This is a genomic window from Nitratireductor sp. GZWM139 (assembly GCF_030068685.1).
Taxonomy (GTDB): Bacteria; Pseudomonadota; Alphaproteobacteria; order Rhizobiales; family Rhizobiaceae; genus Nitratireductor; species Nitratireductor aquimarinus.
The window spans coordinates 1-20880 of sequence record NZ_JAMQML010000023.1 but is presented as its reverse complement, the minus strand read 5'-3'; the positions used below and the strand labels follow the sequence as shown (position 1 = coordinate 20880).

Sequence of the window (20880 nt, the reverse complement as noted above, 5' to 3'; positions counted from 1 at the left end):
GGGCTTTTTCATTCTTCCAGGGCGGCCAGCTCGGTTTCCAGGTCACGCCTGATACTTCCGATCGCTTGCACCAGGTCAACCGTAGCTAAAGTGTCTGCAACAGCCCCATGAGCTGCCCCCCGCCAAGTTACCCCGGCAAAATCTACCGCATCAGCCAAAGAGATTGAACCATGCCGGTTAGTCGGTCCAAACGCATCGGCAGCCAGATACATCGCACAATGCGTTTTTAGTTCGCTAACCCATTCGACCGGCTCACCATAAGCAGCAGCCGTTTGCCGGAACATGCGCGTATCAAAATCAGCATTGAAGATAACCAGAGCGCGACCACAGAGGATTTTTCGCACCTGGTCCGATACTTCCGGCCAAGTTGGTGCATTCGCTAGAAATTCAATTGTTAGGCCGTGTACGTCCTCGGCTTCCGGGTCTATCGACACAGATGGCCGCAATTTCGTTTCAAGCAAAATGGTTCCCTGGGAGTCGCTGATAGCCAGCTCAATGATTTGCGCCTGGTCATCGAGGCCGGTTGTCTCGGTGTCCAGGAAAAGCGGGTTTTCATCAAGCCACCGTACCGCCTTACTGGAGGTTTTTGCTTCCTTGCTGTTCAGCTTCGCTTTGACGGCCAGAATCGCCCTAGCACGCTTTTGCTTTTCGCTCGGCGGCTTGGTGCTACGTGCCTTCATGGGGACGCAATCGGATATTTTATAAACCCCAAACTTGCCGCCGTAACCGTTCTTATAGAACGTGACAGGCTCGGCGTCGGGCTTGGGTTTCATTCTAAATTCATCCCGAAGGCGGCCTTTTGAAAAGCATTGATCTTTTTCGAGGGCTTCGGCCCTGGCCGCTTCCAGCTCTTCCATGCTTTTGTCCATAGACTTAACTCATTTACTCACAACGACCGGCAGCTTTCAGGAGCGCATTACACTCGCCCTGACTTTCTTCCGTTGTTGGTTTAGGAGCAGTTTGCGGCCCCATTTTTTTACAAATAGCGTCCGATTTCACAGCAATTACCGTTGTGTAGTAACAGCTATATTGCGAGCCGTTTGCATCGGCATCGAACGTGATTTTCTCAAGGCCAGACTGTACGTTGCTGATTGAAATGTTGCTTGGCTGAGTACCGATAGCAAACGCGGCTTTCTCTTGCAGGCTTTCGTCACTGGCAACCTGTTTTTCAATTATCCCACAGCCAGACAATACGGTTAGAGCAACAGAGCAAGCGGCGATAAATTTCAATTTCATAAAATGGCTTCCTTTCTTTCGGTTAATTTGGGTTGGCTAAAAAATACTAGCCAAATAGAGTTGCTGATTGTCTATATTGGCCCATCGGTCTATAATAGTCAAATAGAGTATACCCAAATTAACCATATCGGGAGCAAAAGAAAATGGAACGCACAGAACTGGAAGCAATGGCAAAAGAAGTGTGCCCGGCCAGCCTTTGGTATGAGCTAATGGATTGCCTGGACGAAACACCAGACCAGGACTTGATTAACTTGATTGCAGAGAACCAGGAGTGAAAAAGAGCGTGACACAGAATGCCCGGATTTACTTGCGAGTCAGTAGCGACTCGCAAGACCTGGAACGCCAGGAGGGGGTTATTCAGGGCGCTAAGGCTGCCGGTTACTACGTGGCCGGTGTGTATAGAGAGAAAGCGTCAGGGGCGCGAGCTGATCGCCCCGAACTGCTGCGCATGATCGAGGACTTGCAACCTGGGGACGTGGTGATTGCGGAAAAGATCGACCGAATCAGCCGCCTACCACTGCCAGAGGCTGAGCGCCTGATTGCTACGATACAAAGCAAAGGGGCTATGTTGGCCGTTCCTGGTGTTGTCGATCTATCCGACCTTGTAGCCGGGTCCGAAGGCGTTTCCAGGGTCGTCCTGGAGGCCGTCCAGGAATTGCTTTTAAAACTGTCCTTGCAGATGGCCCGCGATGATTACGAGGACCGCAGGGAACGCCAGAAGCAGGGTATTAGCCAGGCTAAAAAAAGAGGTAAATATAAGGGCCGGAAACCTGATGAAAAAAGGAATGAGCTTATTGTTAAGCTACGGCCAAACCATACAATTGCAGAAACTGCACGGCTGGCCGGTTGTAGTGAAAGCCAGGTTAAACTTGTTTGGGCAAAATACCAGAAGGAAAAGGACCAATAAAAAAGCCCCGAAAAGGGGCTTTATTCAAATGTGCCATCGGAATTAAATGTGACGCGGTAACGCTTAAATAATTCCATTACTTTGTCCATGTTACCTTTTCGCAAGGTCGAATTTCCTAACTCAAACTCACGGATAGCCGTTTTACTTACGTTAGATTCAGCGCAGAATACATCCCGCGTTAATCCAAGGTATTCCCGCGCATGGCGGCACTGTAAACCAGTTATTTCCAGTGCTGGCCTGTTGTACCCTTGATTTTTCAAGGTCAAGCCTAGCTCGTGTGCCCACGTCGCAGCCGTGGGGTAAGTGATATTGAGGCGTTCAGCCATGCCGGAAAGGCTTCCAGCTTCTTCATACGCCTTTTTAATCTCGCTATCGGTGAACTGGCATCGCTTTGTTATCGGCATCCTGGGCTAATTGGCCTTGTTGTCGATTTTAGCGGCACCCTCGGAAAGTCTTGCCGTGCCAAGTACCCGAACGTCTGCGATACGAAGCGGGCGCGAGAAGAAGAAAGAAAACACCATGCCAAATACCACCGCTACCAGGTAGCAGGTTAGCATTACTTTGACGAGCTGCCCGGCAAGTAGATCGACCGGCACCGCCTCAGTTACTACATTAGCGCAAGTGATCGGCACAGGCATGGTGTCAGATGATACAGCGGGCTTGTCGTCGGCGCAGGATTCTAGGTTGATATAACCCTGCTCGGCAGGGCCAAGCTCAACCAGACTTACTACCGTTTCAATAACCGATTTACTTGATTGATGGAAGCCGCCATTAATGGCTATGGACGCCAAGGCAAAAATAAATAAAACTGCTGCCGGGCGAACAATGGCAAATTTTATACATAGTGAAACCAGGTCATAGATGCGGCCATTGATTGCAGCGCCGATTTGTATTGCCTGGTTTAATTTGTCATTCATGGTGTTATCTCCAGTCGATTCCTTTCTTTAAATCATTTAGCAAGCGGATATAAGAAGGGTCCAACAATTCCATAATAAAAGATTCACTCCAGCCAATTCGCTCAGCCTCGGCCATGTTTTTCCAGAGCCATCCAGTTAAGTGAAACCCTGGCGGGGTTTCACCATGTGACTGCTGGAGTTGCTGGCCTATTTTTTCATAGAGCGCAATTTGTTCTGGTGTTAGAGCGTTCCTTGTCTCTTCTGGCGTGGGTATTCTCATATCAGCCCCCTATTCCCTGGTGTATTACATTCGCACACCGCGCTTTTGCGGTTTGTCTTGGTTCAGCTTCTTATGCTGTGAAATCTCTTTTTCAGCCTCCCGAACTTTAGCCGCTAAAGCTGGGTGATTTTCGCTTTCGTTCAGCTTCTTAATAACGGCCTCGGCCCGCTCGGTGTTGGGTTGGTCGCCATCGAGCTTTTTAGAGGCATCCTTTGCCATCCATCCGGGGATAACCCCGCCCTTTTGGTTGCTGACGATAGAAAGTAATTCTTTGGTCTGATTAAGTGCAGCCATGATGTTTAATCCTTATTTTCAGTACATTGGAACGTAGATCATTTGAATATCTACGCGCTGGTTTAAATACCGCCCTTCTGGCGTACCGTTGTCGGCTATAAAGTCAGCCGCAGACACGTAGTTGATCATTATCTTGAGCGGTGAAACGCCATGAGCAACTAAGTAATCACGGGCTGATACGGCGCGAGCCAAAGCCAGCCTTTCATCCCTTTTACTTGGGCGGAGCGTGCTGGTTCGGCCATTGATAGTGACCAGGGATGCGTCCCTAGCCGCTTCCAGAAGAACGGCATTTGTTGGGCCTGGTTGGAAAGTGGTGCTGCTATTAGCAAAAGAAACAGAAACAGAGCTTGATACTGGTTCGCGGTAGTCGTTCGAGGCGGCTAGTGCCGATCCAGTGAAGGCCAAGCAGCCAATAGTTAGAAGTGTGCAAAATGACTTACGCATGACTTACTCCAAATCAAAAAAACAGGTATCCGGCATGGCTCATTGGAATGCGAATGAGCCACAGAGCGCCGAGGTGTAACGGATAATAGGCGTAGAACGCCCAGCGAAGCCGGGGCATTCTCAAATCAAAAAAGGTTGCAACGAACAGTAAGGGGAGCACAGCCAGTGCCCACATATTGCCGTTGACAAATCCCAGGGCGGCACAGGCGATAACTGCAACGCCAGCCGCTGATAAGGTCGGCTTTCTGGCGTATGACCATACAGCCAAGCCGAACAGGAGCGCAGGCCACCAATACTCGACCATTGCCCCGGCGTTCATAAACACCAGGGCGGCCCATACTGTGTGACCGCGTTCGATCAGGTACGCCGTGGCCGTCAAGGCCAGAAGCGTAAAAAGGATATTAAGCGGCCACCATCCAGCGTATAAGCCGCCCAGGGCAATGAAAGGGACCGAAGCCAGGGCACCGAAAACCGCGAGCCGCTTCATTGTTCGTTGATACACTCCCTTTTCAAGTTGGCCCGGGCGGGCCAGGTTGAACGCCAGGACAAAGACGAAGATCGGCATTGCCAGACGGCCAGCCTCAAACAGAAAAGGCAGCGTGCCATTGAAAAGATATTTGTTTACGTGGTCCCCGGTCATAAGCAGCAACCCTAGCCACTTCAAGCCTTCCACAGTGCCATCGGCAACGAACAGGCGAGGCAGGGACCAAGAGGATTTTAAAGAGGCTGTGCTATCGGTCATTGCCCTGCCCCCGTGTTTTGAAACGTGATTGTGCGCGGCACATAGCCGGTTTGTTGGCTCGGGCTGTAACTCCCCTGCCCTTGGCGTTCAGACTGTCTATTAGTGCTTTCAGTCTCGATTCTGGCCGCTTCCTGGATGACTTGCTGCATAGCAGTCCCGTTGCCAGGAGTAGCACCACCTTGGGCGGTCACGTTCACAGTCGAAAAGTGTTCATCAAGCCAGTCGGCCCACTTGACCGCTTTTTGCATCAAGTCGGCGCGATAGATCGCGTTATATTTCGGTGTGCGGGAATGGTAATTGGCCGCCCTGGTCCAAATATCCCCGGAGTCGTGCAAGATATGGCCGCGCAGTCTCCAAGCAGCCAGGTCGAACGAGTAGCAGCCAGAGGCTGCCACATCGTCCGCAGTGATCCCGTATTTTTCCAGGTCGCCCAGGTATGCAGTATTAAACTGCATAGGCCCAACGTCATGCGTACCGTTCGAGTTACGCACCCGCTGGCCCGGCTTGCCCCCTTCTTTCTCGGCCACGGCCAGCACGATATTGGCGGGCACTTCATATTTCGCGGCAGCAGAGATCGAGCACACAACGCGCTCTTGTTCCAGAGGTGGCATATCAGCAATGAACGGCAGCATGACGACCCCCCTTAGTTCCAGTAGTAAGTTGGGCCTGCAAGCTGCCCTTCAACGAACACTTCCGCCCAACGGTACGTGCGAGTGCAGTAACGCGGGTGACGGTCGCCGTCACGATCAACGCGGCAACGGGTGTTTTTCACGTATTGTTCGGGGATCGTTTCATAGGCAACGCATTCTTCGTTATCACGACCATAGCGGCGGTACTGGCTGCACACTCTTCGGGCGGGAATATAAGCGGCATAACCAAAATCAGAGGTCATGTGGCTACCACTACCAGACGGCGGATTAACCGCGCAGGACGAGAAACTAGGGAGCGGTGATTTCATGTCTTTGATGCGGTCACGCATCGCTGACTTGGCCGCCCCGCAGCCGGAAGGGAATCCGCCCGGCAGGCAGATCCAAATTGCACATTCATCTTGAGAAGCCGCTTGAGCCGGTGCAGTGAACGCAAATGCGGCTGCAAACAGGCTAAGGGCAACGAAAAATTGTTTCATTTCAATTACTCCTATCTAGTTAGGCCGAACGGCCTTTGTTGACAAAGCTGGCAACCTCTTCGTTGCGCTCCTGCTGGCGTTCCTGGGCATACGAAACGTAATCCCCAACGTCGAAGGTGTGCTTTTCCGGGTCGCGTGCTTGCCACTCAGCGTGTGATTGACGGGCTTTGTCCTGGTCCTCGCTGGACAGGGCATCAAAGCCGCCTGATTGGTTTACCCAGCCGCCGCCGTTACCACCGCTCAAGCTATCGCTATCGAACGACGGTGAGCTGTCAGAAGCTCCAGAATCTGACGAGCCGCTATCACCTGCATTTCCTGTTTCACCACCTCCTTGCCCTGGGGCTTCCCCTTGGCCTTTGATTGCAGCGGCGATCTTGCCGCCTGTTGTTTCACCGATGCGTTGCATGGCTTTAGCCTTCATTTTTCCGGCTTTAGCTTTAGCTACTGCACCAGTTCCTTTTGCCAGGTTCGCGCCGGTATCCGCTGCGACTCGGCCAGCCTTTGCAGCTCCGGCCATAAAGCCGCCAGTGGCCGCCGCTGTTGCTGCTTGAGCGACGGACGAGCTACCGCCCTGCCCTTCACTTGAACCTTGGTCGTCTGATGTTCCAGCGTCTGCGCTGGCCGTTTCGGTGCTTCCCTGGTCACTATTGCCGGAAGATTCACCGCCACCGGATGACTCGCCCCCGCTGGCTTGAGCGCCGCCAGAAGATTCACCGCCACCAAAGCCCGCCGCTTGAGCAAACGGGGTATCACCTGTGCTTTCTTCGGATGGCATTTCACCGCCGCCACCGCCGCCACCGTCACCGCCGCCGCCAGAGAATGCGGACATAATGTCGCTACCGTTTGCCACGTTTTCGTTAGCTTTATTGAATGCGGCCATGAGAGCTTGCGCCCCGCCTGCCATGTTTGACGCCCCTGCTGCCATAGCAGCGCCGCCAGTGGCCGCTGCTGCTGCTGCCATGCCAGCCGCCCCAAGCGCAGCGCCTGCGCCGAATGAGCCAATGCCTGCACCGCCAACACTTGCGCCGGTAATCACGCCCGCGAGCATTTGAGGAACTTTGGTCACTAGAACGAGAAGGATCACCGCGACAATGAGCATGACGCCCATTTCTTTCAGGCTGATTCCCTCACTCATAGAGTTGTAATAGTCATCCAGGAAGGTTTTGCCGATGCCAATTAACAGCACCATTGCCATAAGCTGGGCGGCAACACCTAGCACGGTTTTGTAGTAGTTAATCGCCATGTCTGAGGTCCAACGCGAGCCACCAAAGCCCAGGAAGAACACCCCGCCGTAAGCAAGTACCCAACCAGCGGCGAGCAACAACAGCATGTTGATACCGATTAACGCCAGGATGACGAGAATAATCAGGGCCATGAGAATGCCGGCGAATGAATCAACCGGTGACCAGACCGAGGATTGATCCAGTACGCGGTCGAAAATCTCAAAGCCCACGTCTACCACGCCAGACGGTGACAGGCCGGAACCTAGCCCCGTAGCGTTACCGGCAATCTGGCGCAAGGAGTCGTAAATAGACGATGCGAAGTTAGGGCCGTTAATCAGCAACCACCAAAAGAAGCCGGTAAAAATAGTGAAGCGGACAAGCTCGGCAAAAAACTCGCCAATGTCGGCCTTACGCAGTGCCATCATGCCGAACGTCCAGACCATCGAGATAACAACGAGCGTCCAAAATAACCAGGTTGCAGCATCGGTAATAACACCGGCCCAGGAGGCCGCTGCTGCCGAATAACGGGCCAAGACGTTATCCAATACGCCGGAGTTGTCGATTGCGGCATGAGCCGGAGCCGCAACAAAAAACGCCAGCCAGACGATTAACGGCATGGCGGATTTAAGGTTGGCTGGCAGTTTCATAATTCAGTACCTCACCAATCTTTCTCAGGGCTGGCTTTAAACTCGCCAGACCGAGGGTTGCCACGACGCAGGCACTTAGAAGCAAAGTCTTGCTGCATGGCCTTGTCCTCGATTTTCAAAATGTTTTCATGCTGACAATTGATGTCGTTTACTTCCGGCATCTTTTCGTCAAAACAGCCGGTTAGGAGGACCGCTACAGAAGCGGCCCCGAGTAATTGAATTGCGTTAATTGATTTCATTGGTCCCCCTTACCAAGACCGGGCTGGACTGGCGACAAAGCTGCCCGCTCGGACTTGCTCTGATGCCGCTTGCTGTTGGGCCTCTTTGTCAGCCTCTGCCTGCATTCGGGTCGCTACAGCGTTTTGCTGAGCAATCAGCAAACTACGAATTTGCAGGAGCTGGTTGGCCTGGTTGCTGGCGAGCTGGTTGGCGTAACCAATGGCAGCCAATTGACCGTCTGCACTTTGAGCGCCGGATTGCAGGCGGTTTAGTTGTCGGGCATCGGCTTCCAGGTTGTCTTGTTGCTGTTCCAGACCTTTAAAAATCGCGTCATTGGCTTTTTTCTGCGATTCGGACGCCAGGCGGCGGTTTTCATCCATTGCCGCCCATTCGGCATCACTGCACCCCGTAGACGAGAAGCAAGGCGAGCTGCGGTAGTAAGCCACGTCCTGGAACTTGCCCAGGTACGCATCGAGGCTTCCTAGTTGGTTTTGATAATAGGCAAGCGTGTTGGTTGCTTGGTTTAGGTCATTAATCGTGGATTGTGCCTGGTCCCAAATATAAGAAGCCGGTGCCATCGTGTTTTGCAGTTGATTCTCATACTGCTGCAACTGCGTTTGATACTGCTGGATTTGTTTGGCGGTCTGCGAAACGGCTTCCAGGGCTGACATAATGTTTTGTGTCAGGTTGGTGCCGTCAATAACAGGAATACCGGCTTGAACGGGCTGCAAAGTGCTGGCCGTCATAGCGACGACCAGAGCAACTTTAGCGGCTAAAAATCTTTTCTTCATGGCGTTTACTCCTTGGCGTTAATAGTCAAATGAGCTGTAAGGTTTCGAGAACGTCATGTCTTTGGTGACAATCACGTTGAAGCGATAACCGGGGCGAATTTCCAGCGTAGGGGCAATGTTCATGTTCTTGCGGATCATCTCGACCATGACTTGACCAAGTTGCTGACCCAGCGCCTCGCTAAGCGCGTCGCTTGCACGTTGGTTATTGCTGTCGCTGTTGTTGTCGTTGTCCTGGCTAAGCGTTACACCCGCCGTGACACCAGACATAAGGAATGCAGAACCGAAGATGCGCAGGTAATGGTTGTTAACCTGGTCATGGAAACCGGAGTAACCGGCTGCGTCCGCGCCTGGCATTGAACCAATATCCAAAGCCTTACCGTCAGGGAAAATAATGCGCTGCCATGCAATCAAAACTCGTTCTTGGCCGTAGGCCACATCGTTCGAGTAAGAGCCGACAAGACGCGAACCCTGGGGAATCAACAAATGACTTCCTGTTGCTGTGTCTGATACGTCCTGTGATACCTGGGCAACGATTTGGCCGGGTAGGTCGGAGTTAATACCGGAAATCAGCGTGGCCGGGATAACAAAGCCAGCGCGTAGCTCGTAAGGGCTGCGCGGAGCCTGTACTTGCTCCCCAAGCTGCCAGCGATCACCGCCGTTGCCGTCAAACTGCGAATAACCGTTGCCGCCACCGTTCGCTGAGGTCTGCATTAACATCGGGGCGCTATTGCTGCCACCACTGCCACCAAAGCCGCCACCGTTGCGCATCCCTTCAATCTGAGCCATGCGCTGTTGATACGCGGCAGTTGGATCGTCGGAACGGTTCGCCGCAATCTGCTGACGGACGCGGGCAATCTCGTTAATCATGTCCTGGCGTGATTCTGGACGGTTGCTGACTGGCTGTGATGAACCACTGTCGCCACTGCTGCGCGGCGCGGTTGCTTGTACGCCGGTTTTGGCTCTCACGGCCTGTTCCAGCATTTGCAGCTTAGCCATGCGGATGCGCTCGGCCTCGTCGTCGCGCTGTTCTTGCGAACCCGTATTTTGAGGCGGTGCCGGAGGCAAGTCAGGATTAACCGGGCGAGCTACCGTTACAGGCGCTGTGCTTTGATTCTCTTCCTGCTGCGCCTCTGCATCTGGTGCAACAGGTTCATCAAGAGACGGTACAGCCGGAGGCTCGGCAGCCGGAATGAAACCGTCTGTCTGAGTGCCTGCGATCTCATTAGCGAACATCGAGGTATTGCCTGCCCTTTCCTTTGGACCTTCGCTTGGTGCGTTTTGCTGGGCGGCACGGTCGGCGGCGACCATCATCATGACCAAAAGAAACAGGCCAAGAACGCCAAACAAAATGTACATCGGGCGGCTATTGACGCGACGCACCCCGGATTTTTTGGACACCTCACCTGGTGAGGCGTCCGGGGACATTTGATCGTTGTTTTCGCTCATGTCTTACTCCTTGCGAACCCAATAGCCCGCTGGAACGATGCCGCCGTTTTCTTGCGAATATGGGCGGGTCAAGGACTCATTGCCGACCATGATGGTCACGCGGTACATATTGGTGCCCGTGAATTGGTCGAACACGTAACGAAGCGGCAAACCTGATCCTGTCGGAGCTGGGTTAGCCGGGGCCGGTGTAGCTTCCACGTTCGGGGCTGTTCTGGTCGAACGTGTAGCCTGCTGCTGCGCTTTGGCCGCTTCCGGGTCGAACTCCAGGAGGGCATAACCGCGATCACGCAGGCCGCGAACCAATGCCGTACCAAAAGCGTCAGGTGTAGGCTGTTTCAGCTCGAAGCGAGTTTTTGCAGGCGGGTACAGCTCGGTAATCTTCTCGACCGTATCGCTGGCGATTTCTTGCTGATTTAGTCCTGCTGGATTCTCGACAAAGTTGCCGTATGGGGCGTGCGTGGCACACCCAGCCAAACCCAGCGAAAACAGAACTGCGACGATAAGTTTACGCATGATTAATCGTCCCCTTTGGTGATGGTGATTTTGTCCTGGCTGCTACCAACGCCAGAGATAAGGATTGCTTTGTTAAACACCGTATCGACGATGTAGCGATCCCCTTGGACGCGGTAATTGACCATGACGGTTTCAGGGTCAGAGAACAGGCCGCCGTCCTTACGGACAACCAGGAGCGTCGGCGCTTCTGTTTGCTGCATGGCTCGCGGCATCTGAATGATGGTTTTGTGGCCGTCATTGAAAACACGAACGGGCTTCCAGGAGGCCGAGCCGGATACGTCGTAATCAAATGACAAGTCGCCCAGGTACTCGCGGGTTCGAGGAATAGTGTTGTCCTCGCGGTGCTGGCGTTCGCGGCTGCGGACCATATCCCACTTGGCAAGGGCATCTTCCGGGTAGGTGAATGCAACTTGCGGCATGTATTCGGTGCGGTGAGAACGCAAACGAATGTGATAAACGCGGCGGTCAGTCGTTACGACCAGGCTGGTTTCCAGGCCCACGTCCATCGGTTTAATAAGCAGGTGTTGGGTTTCCCCTGCCCCGGTGCCGGAAATGGCCGGTTCGACGTTCCAGCGGGCGGTATCGCCCAACTGAATAGAGTTGACGTATTCGCCAGGCTGCAACGCAACGTCACAGACCTGGAGCACGGCACAAACGACGCTTGGAGACTGCGCACCAAATACAAATTGGATGGCTCCATTACGGCCAGTAAAAGGACGGATGCCACCGTTGTCGCCCCCGGCCTGCCAACGCTGTGCAATAGCCAGTGCTTGGCGTTCTTGTTGGGTTAGGGTCGGGTTGTCATTGGTGAAATACTTGTCCTCAAGCCCGTTCGCGTGTGCGACCGTTGACAGAGTGGGCACCAACATCGCAGCACCCAGGATCACAGCGGAAAATTGTTTCTTCATGGTTAATAGCCTCGTAATCATTGCAGCCGTGACCAGGAATAATCGCGCACGTAAATACCCAGCGGGTTGTTACGCATTTGCTCTTCCGTGGTCTGCGTTGAAGTGTCTGCGGTGTACACAGTAATAAGGGCGCGGTATTGGGCTGGTTGGCCCTGCAATACCCCTTGGCGGTCCCGCGTGGTTTCTGTCCAGTCCACTTGCCACGTAGTCGGCGTTTGCGGCAGAACAGATGTAATGTCGATGCTCACCATTTCTTTGGTGGCACGTTTGAACGGGCTGGCATCGGCGTTACCGTTAAGCCATTCATTCATTTTCGTGGTTGCGGGATCGTTTGGGGCCAAGTGTGCGTAAACACTGAATACCGCTTTGCGTTGCAGAGCTACGTCAGGCGATACCATGCGGGCGTTTTCGATGAACTCGGACACTGTTGCACCCAAAACACGCGAGTCGGCAACATCAGAACCAGTAACCGGCCCCGCTGCTTGAGCTGCGCCCAGCTTGTCCACTTCCACCACGTATGGGATGAACTTGGATTGGCTGCCAATATGGATAACACCACCGACACCGGCCAGGGCAATCATTAGCGATAGAATGCCCACGACCTGCCACGTTTGGCGTGATGACACCACAGAACCAACATGCTCATTCCAAGTGCGGCGAGCGGTCAGATATGGGTTTTCATCATCCCCTTGGCGTTTAGATTTTTTATCCTGCGCCTCGATTTCGGCAGTTTCTTCCTGGTCATAACCAGGAGCGGGCTTTTTGAAAATCAGCCCTTTAAGTTTCTCGGAAAAGCTCATTAGGCTGCCTCCAGGTAGTTATCAAGTTTCAGGCCACGACCTGCGAGCCATTCATGCACCCACTGTTCGCCATATTTGGCTTCTAGTTGCTTGATAGCTGCCACGGATTCTTTGTCAGAAGCACCGACAAACGAGAGAGCCAAAGGCCCAAGGGCGAGGTCATAGAGGCGGCGACCATTTTCAGAAACGTAGTAATACTGTCGTTTGGGAATAGCCGTTGCCAGGATTTCAATTTGACGAGCGTTAAGGCCCATTCTGCGGTACAGAGCGGAAGTATCTTCGTCACGGGCATAGACGTTCGGCAGGAAAATCTTGGTTGCAGTGGACTCCACAATAACGTCCAGAATGCCGGAGTTGGCAGCGTCGGACAGGCTTTGTGTTGCCATAAGAACCAGACAGTTAGCTTTACGCAGTACCTTGAGCCATTCGCGGATTTTTTCGCGGAATGCAGGGTGCCCAAGCATCAACCAGGCTTCATCCAAAATGATGACGGCTGGCTGTCCTTTAAGGCTTCGCTCGATTCGACGGAATAGGTAAAGCAAGACCGGCAGGGCAAATTTCTCGCCCAGGTTCATCAACTCTTCGATTTCAAACGTGGTGAAGTCGGTCAGTGACAAGCCATCCTCGTCGGCGTCCAGCAGGTGCCCCATAGAGCCGTCAACCGTATATTGGCGGATAGCTTCACGGATGCTTTCATCCTGGATAGTCAGCGAGAACTCAGACAGAGTACGCGCCCCGCTTTCGTGCATACTTACAATTGCATGGGCAATTTCATTTCGTTGTGCAGGCGTACTTTGAACCCCGTTTAACGCCAAGATGGTGTCTATCCATTCCATTGCCCAAGCGCGATCACTCTTGGTTTCCAGATACTGCAATGGACAGAAGGACAGGCGATCATCGTCCGCACCGACAGAAAAATGCAGGCCACCTACCGCTTTGGTCAGCGGATACATGGACATGCCTTTATCAAATGCGAAGATCGACATGCCTGCGTAACGGCGAAGCTGAGCAGCTATCAAGGCCAAGTGTGTCGATTTACCTGCACCCGTTGGGCCGAACATAAAGGTATGACCCAAATCACGAACGTGAAGGTTCAAACGGAACGGCGTTGCCCCACTGGTAACACAGTGCATTAGAGCCGGTGACAGAGGTGGATACATTGGGCAAGGAGCGTCGGCGCTTCCTGTCCAAATGGTGCTTGTAGGCAGCAGATCGGCCAGGTTCATCGTGTTAATGAGCGGGCGACGCACATTTTCAACACCGTGGCCCGGCAGGCTGCCCAGGTAAGCGTCCAGGGTATTAATGGTTTCAGTTCGTGCAGCAAAGCCCAGGCGGTTGATTGATTTCTCTACCTGGCGTGCAGACTGTTCCAGACGGTCCCGGCTTTCATCCATTAGGACGACAACGCTGGTGTAATACCCAACAGCAACCAAGCCGCTGTTCACTTCTGCAATTGCAGATTCTGCGTCCTGGACCATTGTTAGGGCGTCTTGGTCCACATTACCGCTATTTGTGTTAAATACCTGGTCAAAGAAACCGCGCACCTTTTGTTTCCACTTCTTGCGGAACTTGTCCAGGTGCTTAACGGATTCGTGTTGATCCATGAAAATGAAACGTGACGACCAACGATATTCAACCGGGAGTTCGGCCAAGGCGCTCAAGATTCCAGGGTGAGACTCCAAGGGGAAACCCTCGATAGAAACGACCTGAATAAATTTGCGGCCAACTTTCGGTACTACCCCGCCCCACATTTCCTGACCGCCAATATAGGCGTCCATATACATAGGGTTATTAGGCAGTTGAACAGGGTGGCTTACACCAGTAACGCAGAATTGCAGCCAGCTAAGAAAATCGTCATGCGTGACTTTGCTGCCGTCCTCATTCACGATTTTTTGGCCGCGAAGGCGAGTCAACTTAACCGCAGTTGTCAGACGGTTTTCAATGCTGCTAATTTCGCGCTTGAATTGGTTAATCAAGCCCTTGGTGCGGGCTTTTTTGCCAACCACCTCGGCGTCATCATCAAACATGAGTTCAACGAATTTGCGTTGAGCCAGCAAAGGCGGGAACCATGTTAGGGTTAGAACAAAGTAACCCTCATACATCGCGCCCAGGCCCTCGAAGAGCTGACGGCGTTCCTCGTCAATCGCGGCAGAAACCGGATCAGGGAAAGCCGAGGTATTGCGTTCTGAATAATTGGGAGCTGGACGGCGCACGGCATCAACGTGAACCATCCAACCATTACCAAGGCCCGCGAGAGCCTGGTTAATACGAAAAGACACCATTTCCCGCTGTTCGTCGGTGCTGCTGGCGTTGTCATCCCCTTTGTACAGCCAAGACGCCATGAAAGCGCCGTTCTTGCAGACAATTACACCGTCATCAACAACAGCGGCATAATTGAGCAAGTCAGCCAGCCCCGCATCCTTGGAACGATGCTTTTTCAACTTCAATTCAGCATCGACCGCACGGATACGGGCAAAAAGGATAAGTAACAGCGCCGCACCGCAGACAGCAATGGCAAATGAAATAGCTTGAATCATCATTTGTATTGCTTCCCTTGGCTTGTCGTGTTTTCACGGTAGGGTGTGCTGCGAGCTGGGTAATATGCCTTGTAGCGGCGGTGCCGCAGATAGACATGGCGCAGCTTAGGGTCTGACTTAGCCATGAGTCGGCACACGAAAAGTGCGCCGAACCACAGGCCAATACCAAAGACCGTTGCCCTGACTTCCTGAGCACTAAAAATAAGTGCCCCTGCCAGCAGTCCCGAGAACATCACAAGCTCACGATCCCCGCCCATGAACAAGTTTTCTCGGTTGCCAGCTCTACGAATGGGGATCGTGCGCAGAGCCATAGTTACACCGCCTGAATACCGTTAACGAGACGCATGGCCGCGCCGCTAACCTGGTTAACTGCACCGTCAGTCAGTGCCGCGATTTCTGCACCACGACCGAAGAAGGTGGACATCATGTTTTGCGCACCGACCAGCAGAGCCATTACCAACACGATAAAAATCAGCGTGCGGAAAAAGCCGTTGAGTTCACCACCGAAGATCAGAATGCCGCCTGCGACGACAATACCGATGATGGACAGGGCGAACGCCACAGGGCCGGTTACAGAGTTGCGAAGGTTGGTCAGCCAACTTTCATAAGGGAGTGAGCCGCCCGTTCCTTCCGAAGCCATAGCCGGTTGAACAGCCATAACCAGGAACAAAGCCGCGAACAGGCCAAAGTAGAGCATGGCCGAACGGTTAAGGCGGATTGATGGGAGAGTGAGTTGCATTGGTATTACTCCTAGTTTCCTACGTTTAAAGGGATTTAGTGATGTATTGACCATCGCAATAACCGGAAACCTCTAGGATTTCCTGGATGCGGCGGCCTTCCGGGGTTCTGGCGATATGAACAACGATGTGAACCACCTCGCCAATTAGCGGTTCAATCTCGGCTGGAGCCGCTGGATTACGTGTAATCAGCGACCGCAAGCGAGCTAGGCCAGCGTTAGCATTGTTAGCGTGCAGTGTTGCAGCGCCGCCCTCATGCCCGGTATTCCAAGCATCGAGAAGGTCCAAGGCTTCCGCTCCGCGCACCTCACCGACCAGGATACGGTCGGGCCTCATGCGCAAAGTTGTTTTCAGCAATGCCGTCATGGATACGTCAAGGCTGGTGTGATACTGAACGTGGTTTTCTGCGGCGCATTGGATTTCGCCGGTATCCTCAATGATGAAAACCCGTTCTGTAGGATCGGTAATCACCATTTCGTTGATGATGGCGTTAACCAGGGTGGTTTTGCCTGAGCCAGTGCCGCCGATGACAAGAATGTTTCGGTGTGCTGCCACAGCTTCAACCAGGACGTGTTTTTGGGCGGCGGTCATAATGCCGTTTTCCACGTACTGGTCCAGGGTGAAGATCGCAACGGCTTTCTTACGAATGGCGAAGGTAGGGGCCGGAACTACTGGAGGTAGCTGGCCTGCGAAGCGGGAGCCATCAAGGGGAAACTCCCCTTCTAGGATAGGCTTGCTTCGGGTGACTTCTTTGCCGTGATACCCGGCAATAGTCTCGATAATAGCTTGAGCCTGGGCAGGTCTAAGCGTTCCGATGCACTGCATCCCCTCACCTAGACGTTCAACCCAAACTTTCCCGTCTGCGTTGAGCATAAGCTCGACTGTCTTAGAGTGATTTAGAGCCTGGAGAAGCTCCGGCCCAATATCCCGCTCTAGTTTTCTTTTTGCCCGGTCCTTAATGGAGCCAGTCATGTCGTTTTGTTGCATTCAATTGCCCCGGTATTTTCGGTTAATCCGTTTCTAGTACATACGATATACCGAAAATTAAGACCGTGCAACATAACGAAGAAAAAAGTTTAGGTAATTTCGTCCTTGAGGCTCACGAGTGAGACACCCGCGAGCCTATATCTTGCCTGTAACGCAACGATCCTTTTCGGTGATTCCGGTGTTGAAAGGCCCGGCAGCCTTTTTAGCCGCTAAAATTTAGCAGCGGCAGGGAGGGATTTATTACAAAAAAGTCAATAGTCCTTTTGTGTGGTGTCCATGTCCCGCAATTTTTTTCTAGTTTCTTCCCCCCACTTCTTTACTTGGAAGGCGCGATGCTCAGGAAGTACAGCACAAACACGTTCATAGCCTGCTGGCAAGCTATTTGGCATTTTCCCGCCCGCTAATGCGTCTAGTGCTGCCCGATCCAAGTCGGTTGACTCCAGGAGAAGAGGAAGCGGCGTTTCAAGGGCTGCCGCTATGGCTTCCATCACTTTCAGTGACGGATTAGCCTTACCCGTTGTTAAATCCGACAAAAACGAAATGGAAACGCCAGAGCGTTCCGCAAGCTCGTTTTTGGTCATGTGCCGCTCGTCTAGGATGCGCAGCACGTTAGTAAAGAAGATGAAATTGTACACCTTGCCTCTCTTGTAGGCTGATTTTAGCCGCTAAAGTTTTTGACTTGGTTTAAAAGTATAGCTATACTCCCCCTTGTCATAACGAAAGGAGACTCTACCATGAGCCACAACATGTTTCAGTTTATCGGAAATCTTACCCGTGATACAGAGCTACATAACAGCCAAGGCGGCAGCAGTCGTGCAATTTTTGACATCGCTGTTAACAGTGCATGGGGTAAGGGAACTGACAAGAAAGAAAAGACAGACTTTTTTCGCATCAAGTCTTTTGGCGCGATAGCCGACAACGCAGGCCGATACCTGGGGAAAGGTTCCAAGGTGTTTGTTCAGGGCCGTATTGAAAACACTCGTTTTGAGAAAGATGGCAAAACCGAGTTTGGCACCGATTTCATTGCCGAAAAAATTGATTACCTAGATACAAAAGCCCCGGAAGGACAACAGGGGTAAGGCGGTTGCCCCGGCTTAGCCGGGGTGTTCCCAGGAGGGCACTAAATGGCAGATAACTTTAACAAGCATGAATACATCCAAAAGCTGATTGATAGTGGCGTTGAACCAGATAAAGCGAAAGATATGGCCGAGCGCGATGCTGCTTCTATGCAAGAGCGTGAAACCAAACTGCTTAAAAACAAATATATCCGCAAATTGGTTGATGCTGGCATTGAGTTGGAAAAAGCTGCTGAGATAGCAAGCAGAACAGCATATCATCGAAGGTCATCAGCAAAAGCAGAGCTTCGCCCTATAGGCGAGGCGATTACCCTGCCGGGTATTCCTGAACCCGAAGCGCCTGCCCCTTCTGATACGACCAAAACCGAACAGAACACCACGGAGGCCAGCGACCCGGCCCCTGCTGCCAAGGGAGAAACCATGAGCGACAAGAAGCCAGGGCGAAAAAAAGGCGCGACGGATGCACTGGCCTCGAAGGTTGACGAAGCCCGACAAGCGGCGTTGCTAAAACACACTAAACAAGAGATCAAAGACGCTCAGCTATCGTTGTTCGATATTGCCCCTTGGGGCGATCACATGCGGGCGCTGCCGAACGACTACGCCCGCTCGGCGTTGTTCACTGTCCGGAACAAGCGAGCGCCCCGCTTGGCCCTGCAAAACGAGCCTATCTATAGCATCGGTGACGATGTGAATATTACTTACACAGGCGTAGAGCTACGGGCGGAGGATGACGAGCTGGTATGGCAACAGGTCATGGAGTATTCCAAGCGTTCGCCTATTGGCGACCCTATCAGCTTTACATTCTATGAGCTGTGTAAGGACTTGGGATGGTCAATCAATGGCCGCTATTACAAAAAGGCCGAAGAGTGTTTGTCACGGCTGCAAGCATCGGCCATGCAATTTGAATCCAAACGGGTTGGACGGCTTGAGTCACTGTCACTAATCAGCCGGTTTCGTGTCCTTGATCGAGGCAAGCGCAATTCTCGATGCCAGGTCATGATTGATGAAGAAATGGTTGTGCTGTTCGCTGGTGATTACTATTCCCGCTTTATTTGGGACAAGTACCGTAAGCTGTCCCCCACGGCCCGCCGTATGTTCGATTACTTTGCTTCACACAAGGAGCCGTTCCCGTTGAAACTAGAAACCTTCCGGCTTATGTGCGGCTCAGAATCAACCAGGGCTAAGAAGTGGCGGGAGCAGGTAGGGGCTGCGTGTGACGAGCTGAGAGAAAGCGGCCTTGTTGCCCATGCTTGGGTTGCCGGGGAACAATTGCACTGCAAGCGAAGCTGATGGCCATCATGGCCACGCATCGAGAACAAAGGGGCTGCGGCCCCTTTTTTGTTGCTTTATGAGGGGCTAAGCCTGTGGGTAGGCAATGGGGATAAATATTGTTGGTTGACATATGAGGGGCGTTAGTTGACATATGAGGGGCCAGCGGACTAGGCGCACTACTGACACTTGAGGGGCCTGCTTGAAAAACACCCCTTCCCTGGCGTCCAAACCTGGCGAAAGCCAGACCTTGGCTAAGAGTTATCCACATTTCATAGGTATAACCCTGTTAGTAACCCCGTTACGCTATTGACACTTGAGGGGCGCACCTATTGACACTTGAGGGGCGGGTTTACTGACACTTGAGGGGCAAAATACTGACACTTGAGGGGCGGGTTTATTGACACTTGAGGGGCGGCGGTAATCCAAAAAAACCAATAAAAACAGAGCGTTATAATCGTTTTTTAGCCCCTCTAACCTTCTTTTAACCCTTTATATACCAATAATATAACCATTTATTTATAACCAATTGGGCGAAAAATACTCATTTGGCGAGAAAAAACCGAAAAGCGAAAACCGGCCCCCGAAGGGGGGGAAACCCCCCTTCTCAATCCCTCCCGGTCGCTTCGCTCCCTCCCATCCCCCCAGGGGCAAGCCCCTCGGCCGCTTCGCGTCCTCACCCCATTGAATCGTGCGTTTACGCTGCGCTATGCCCAAAGGGGCTACCGCCCCTCTGGACTCCCCGATTGTCAAAGGCCGTGCCCCCTGGAGCCTCTGAGGCAATCCTAAACTATTAAGCAAGCTGGGAAGTTCGTTTGTTTGTACGCCAAGGAAAGGAGGCGGCCAGATCGGAGCTTGAATCAGCCCCTCAAATGTCAATGAAACCCTTTAAAAATGGGGCTTGTAGGANTTGTTTGTACGCCAAGGAAAGGAGGCGGCCAGATCGGAGCTTGAATCAGCCCCTCAAATGTCAATGAAACCCTTTAAAAATGGGGCTTGTAGGACAATTTGCCCTTGACAAGATAGGGCATTTTGCCCTATTATTATAAACAGAAGGCCGGGCAAGTCGCCAAGGTCAACAACCGGAGAATTTCCGATGACGATTTACACTTACACCCCTGATCTAACACGCCCCCTGTGCCCTACTTGCGGCACTCCTGTTCCCCAAGATACCGACACCCCAGAAACACCGTGGCAAGGCACCTGCCGTGCCGGTCACACGTTCACATTCCAGCTTGAGAGCGAGGGCGAATGGTTGGAGGACTCCAAGAGCGGACGATTCAGCCGCGTTGCTACCGAGCCAGAAGAGTCAACTTGGATTTGCAACGAATGCGGAGAAGCTGGGGCCGATCCTTACGAGGCCGGTTGTGTCGAATGCGGCGCTGAGCCTGACTTTCATTGACATTTGAGGGGCGGGCGAAAGCCTGCCCTACCAGCCAAGGGGGCATTATGAAACAGAAAACTTTTATGCAAATGTTTCGGGAGTGGGAACGAATGGGCGGGCGAGTTCGGGCCAGTCTGGATCGCCGCTGTGTTGAACGGTTTGGCTACCAAACAGCTCTAGCATTCGACCGTTACGACAGCATTAAGCACGCTATAGCTGGATGCACTATCCATACGCGGATTAACTACAGAGCTGCGGCCACTAAGGCGCTAGGGGAGCAGTGGCGAGGCCGAAGCCTGGAACTAAACCGTATGTGGCGGAACTGGAGCTAAGGGGCGCGTCCCCTTTTTTTCGGTCCACCCATCAATTAGGGCAATTTGCCCTTGACAAGATAGGGCATTTTGCCCTATTATTATAA

Annotated in this window: 26 protein-coding genes; 4 read left to right on the top strand and 22 right to left on the bottom strand. The window is 52.7% G+C overall.

Going from position 1 to position 20880, the window contains the following annotated elements; translation table 11 throughout:
- Nucleotides 1-8: 8 nt before the first annotated feature.
- Both NDI72_RS20540 and NDI72_RS20535 read right to left on the bottom strand, forming a co-directional pair.
- Nucleotides 9-857: a 3'-5' exonuclease gene (locus tag NDI72_RS20540; protein ID WP_258508751.1), complete on the bottom strand. Its 849-nt coding sequence runs from the start codon at nt 855-857 to the stop codon at nt 9-11.
- A gap of 25 nt (nt 858-882) precedes the next feature.
- On the bottom strand, nt 883-1236 hold the full coding sequence (locus NDI72_RS20535; RefSeq protein WP_269129277.1) for a hypothetical protein: 354 nt from the start codon (nt 1234-1236) through the stop codon (nt 883-885).
- Nucleotides 1237-1379: 143 nt separating this feature from the next.
- On the opposite strand from NDI72_RS20535, the gene NDI72_RS20530 reads away from it, so the two are divergent.
- Nucleotides 1380-1511 (top strand): hypothetical protein, encoded by a 132-nt coding sequence (locus NDI72_RS20530; protein WP_269129278.1) that lies wholly within the window; start codon nt 1380-1382, stop codon nt 1509-1511.
- A gap of 8 nt (nt 1512-1519) precedes the next feature.
- Complete coding sequence (locus NDI72_RS20525; RefSeq protein WP_283801639.1) at nt 1520-2143, top strand: recombinase family protein; 624 nt, start codon at nt 1520-1522, stop codon at nt 2141-2143.
- A gap of 20 nt (nt 2144-2163) precedes the next feature.
- Here the strand turns inward: NDI72_RS20525 and NDI72_RS20520 are convergent, their stop codons facing one another.
- From NDI72_RS20520 to NDI72_RS20425, 20 genes are all read right to left on the bottom strand, one after another.
- The gene (locus NDI72_RS20520; RefSeq protein ID WP_283801638.1) at nt 2164-2469 is read right to left on the bottom strand and encodes a helix-turn-helix domain-containing protein; all 306 of its coding nucleotides are present in this window, start codon (nt 2467-2469) and stop codon (nt 2164-2166) included.
- 84 nt (nt 2470-2553) lie between these two features.
- Entirely contained in the window at nt 2554-3060 is a 507-nt protein-coding gene (locus tag NDI72_RS20515) for a hypothetical protein (RefSeq protein ID WP_283801637.1), read from the bottom strand.
- Nucleotides 3061-3064: 4 nt separating this feature from the next.
- Nucleotides 3065-3319, bottom strand: coding sequence for a hypothetical protein (locus NDI72_RS20510; RefSeq protein WP_283801636.1), 255 nt, complete (start codon nt 3317-3319; stop codon nt 3065-3067).
- Between the two features lie 24 nt (nt 3320-3343).
- Nucleotides 3344-3613: a hypothetical protein gene (locus NDI72_RS20505; RefSeq protein ID WP_283801635.1), complete on the bottom strand. Its 270-nt coding sequence runs from the start codon at nt 3611-3613 to the stop codon at nt 3344-3346.
- A gap of 18 nt (nt 3614-3631) precedes the next feature.
- Entirely contained in the window at nt 3632-4057 is a 426-nt protein-coding gene (locus tag NDI72_RS20500; protein WP_014579501.1) for an OmpA family protein, read from the bottom strand.
- A gap of 13 nt (nt 4058-4070) precedes the next feature.
- Nucleotides 4071-4799 carry a TraX family protein gene (locus NDI72_RS20495; protein WP_283801634.1) on the bottom strand — a complete coding sequence of 243 codons (729 nt, stop codon included), beginning with the start codon at nt 4797-4799 and terminating at the stop codon, nt 4071-4073.
- Nucleotides 4796-5431 (bottom strand): lysozyme family protein, encoded by a 636-nt coding sequence (locus tag NDI72_RS20490; RefSeq protein WP_283801633.1) that lies wholly within the window; start codon nt 5429-5431, stop codon nt 4796-4798. The genes NDI72_RS20495 and NDI72_RS20490 overlap by 4 nt, the downstream gene beginning before the upstream one ends.
- A gap of 11 nt (nt 5432-5442) precedes the next feature.
- Nucleotides 5443-5925, bottom strand: coding sequence for a hypothetical protein (locus NDI72_RS20485; RefSeq protein WP_283801632.1), 483 nt, complete (start codon nt 5923-5925; stop codon nt 5443-5445).
- A 19-nt stretch (nt 5926-5944) separates the two neighbouring features.
- Entirely contained in the window at nt 5945-7795 is a 1851-nt protein-coding gene (trbL, locus tag NDI72_RS20480) for a P-type conjugative transfer protein TrbL (RefSeq protein ID WP_283801631.1), read from the bottom strand.
- A gap of 11 nt (nt 7796-7806) precedes the next feature.
- The gene (trbK, locus tag NDI72_RS20475) at nt 7807-8034 is read right to left on the bottom strand and encodes an entry exclusion lipoprotein TrbK (protein ID WP_269129285.1); all 228 of its coding nucleotides are present in this window, start codon (nt 8032-8034) and stop codon (nt 7807-7809) included.
- A gap of 9 nt (nt 8035-8043) precedes the next feature.
- Nucleotides 8044-8805, bottom strand: a complete 762-nt coding sequence (trbJ, locus tag NDI72_RS20470) for a P-type conjugative transfer protein TrbJ (RefSeq protein ID WP_269129286.1) — start codon at nt 8803-8805, stop codon at nt 8044-8046.
- 18 nt (nt 8806-8823) lie between these two features.
- Entirely contained in the window at nt 8824-10251 is a 1428-nt protein-coding gene (locus tag NDI72_RS20465) for a TrbI/VirB10 family protein (protein ID WP_269129287.1), read from the bottom strand.
- Between the two features lie 3 nt (nt 10252-10254).
- The gene (locus NDI72_RS20460) at nt 10255-10764 is read right to left on the bottom strand and encodes a conjugal transfer lipoprotein TrbH (protein ID WP_283801630.1); all 510 of its coding nucleotides are present in this window, start codon (nt 10762-10764) and stop codon (nt 10255-10257) included.
- A gap of 2 nt (nt 10765-10766) precedes the next feature.
- Nucleotides 10767-11672: a P-type conjugative transfer protein TrbG gene (gene trbG, locus NDI72_RS20455; protein WP_283801629.1), complete on the bottom strand. Its 906-nt coding sequence runs from the start codon at nt 11670-11672 to the stop codon at nt 10767-10769.
- A 17-nt stretch (nt 11673-11689) separates the two neighbouring features.
- Nucleotides 11690-12472: a conjugal transfer protein TrbF gene (locus NDI72_RS20450; protein WP_269129290.1), complete on the bottom strand. Its 783-nt coding sequence runs from the start codon at nt 12470-12472 to the stop codon at nt 11690-11692.
- On the bottom strand, nt 12472-15009 hold the full coding sequence (locus NDI72_RS20445; protein ID WP_283801650.1) for a VirB4 family type IV secretion/conjugal transfer ATPase: 2538 nt from the start codon (nt 15007-15009) through the stop codon (nt 12472-12474). Before NDI72_RS20445 ends, NDI72_RS20450 begins: the two co-directional genes overlap by 1 nt.
- Nucleotides 15009-15320, bottom strand: a complete 312-nt coding sequence (locus tag NDI72_RS20440) for a conjugal transfer protein TrbD (RefSeq protein ID WP_008929954.1) — start codon at nt 15318-15320, stop codon at nt 15009-15011. Before NDI72_RS20440 ends, NDI72_RS20445 begins: the two co-directional genes overlap by 1 nt.
- 2 nt (nt 15321-15322) lie before the next feature.
- The gene (gene trbC, locus NDI72_RS20435) at nt 15323-15748 is read right to left on the bottom strand and encodes a conjugal transfer system pilin TrbC (RefSeq protein WP_014579514.1); all 426 of its coding nucleotides are present in this window, start codon (nt 15746-15748) and stop codon (nt 15323-15325) included.
- A gap of 25 nt (nt 15749-15773) precedes the next feature.
- Nucleotides 15774-16733: a P-type conjugative transfer ATPase TrbB gene (trbB, locus tag NDI72_RS20430; RefSeq protein WP_014579515.1), complete on the bottom strand. Its 960-nt coding sequence runs from the start codon at nt 16731-16733 to the stop codon at nt 15774-15776.
- A gap of 251 nt (nt 16734-16984) precedes the next feature.
- Nucleotides 16985-17368 carry a transcriptional regulator gene (locus NDI72_RS20425; protein WP_041646689.1) on the bottom strand — a complete coding sequence of 128 codons (384 nt, stop codon included), beginning with the start codon at nt 17366-17368 and terminating at the stop codon, nt 16985-16987.
- A 99-nt stretch (nt 17369-17467) separates the two neighbouring features.
- Here NDI72_RS20425 and NDI72_RS20420 point away from each other — a divergent pair, with 99 nt between their 5' ends.
- Together NDI72_RS20420 and trfA are read left to right on the top strand one after the other, a co-directional pair.
- Nucleotides 17468-17812, top strand: coding sequence for a single-stranded DNA-binding protein (locus tag NDI72_RS20420; RefSeq protein WP_283801628.1), 345 nt, complete (start codon nt 17468-17470; stop codon nt 17810-17812).
- Between the two features lie 147 nt (nt 17813-17959).
- Nucleotides 17960-19099: a plasmid replication initiator TrfA gene (gene trfA, locus NDI72_RS20415; protein WP_283801649.1), complete on the top strand. Its 1140-nt coding sequence runs from the start codon at nt 17960-17962 to the stop codon at nt 19097-19099.
- Nucleotides 19100-20880 lie beyond the last annotated feature (1781 nt).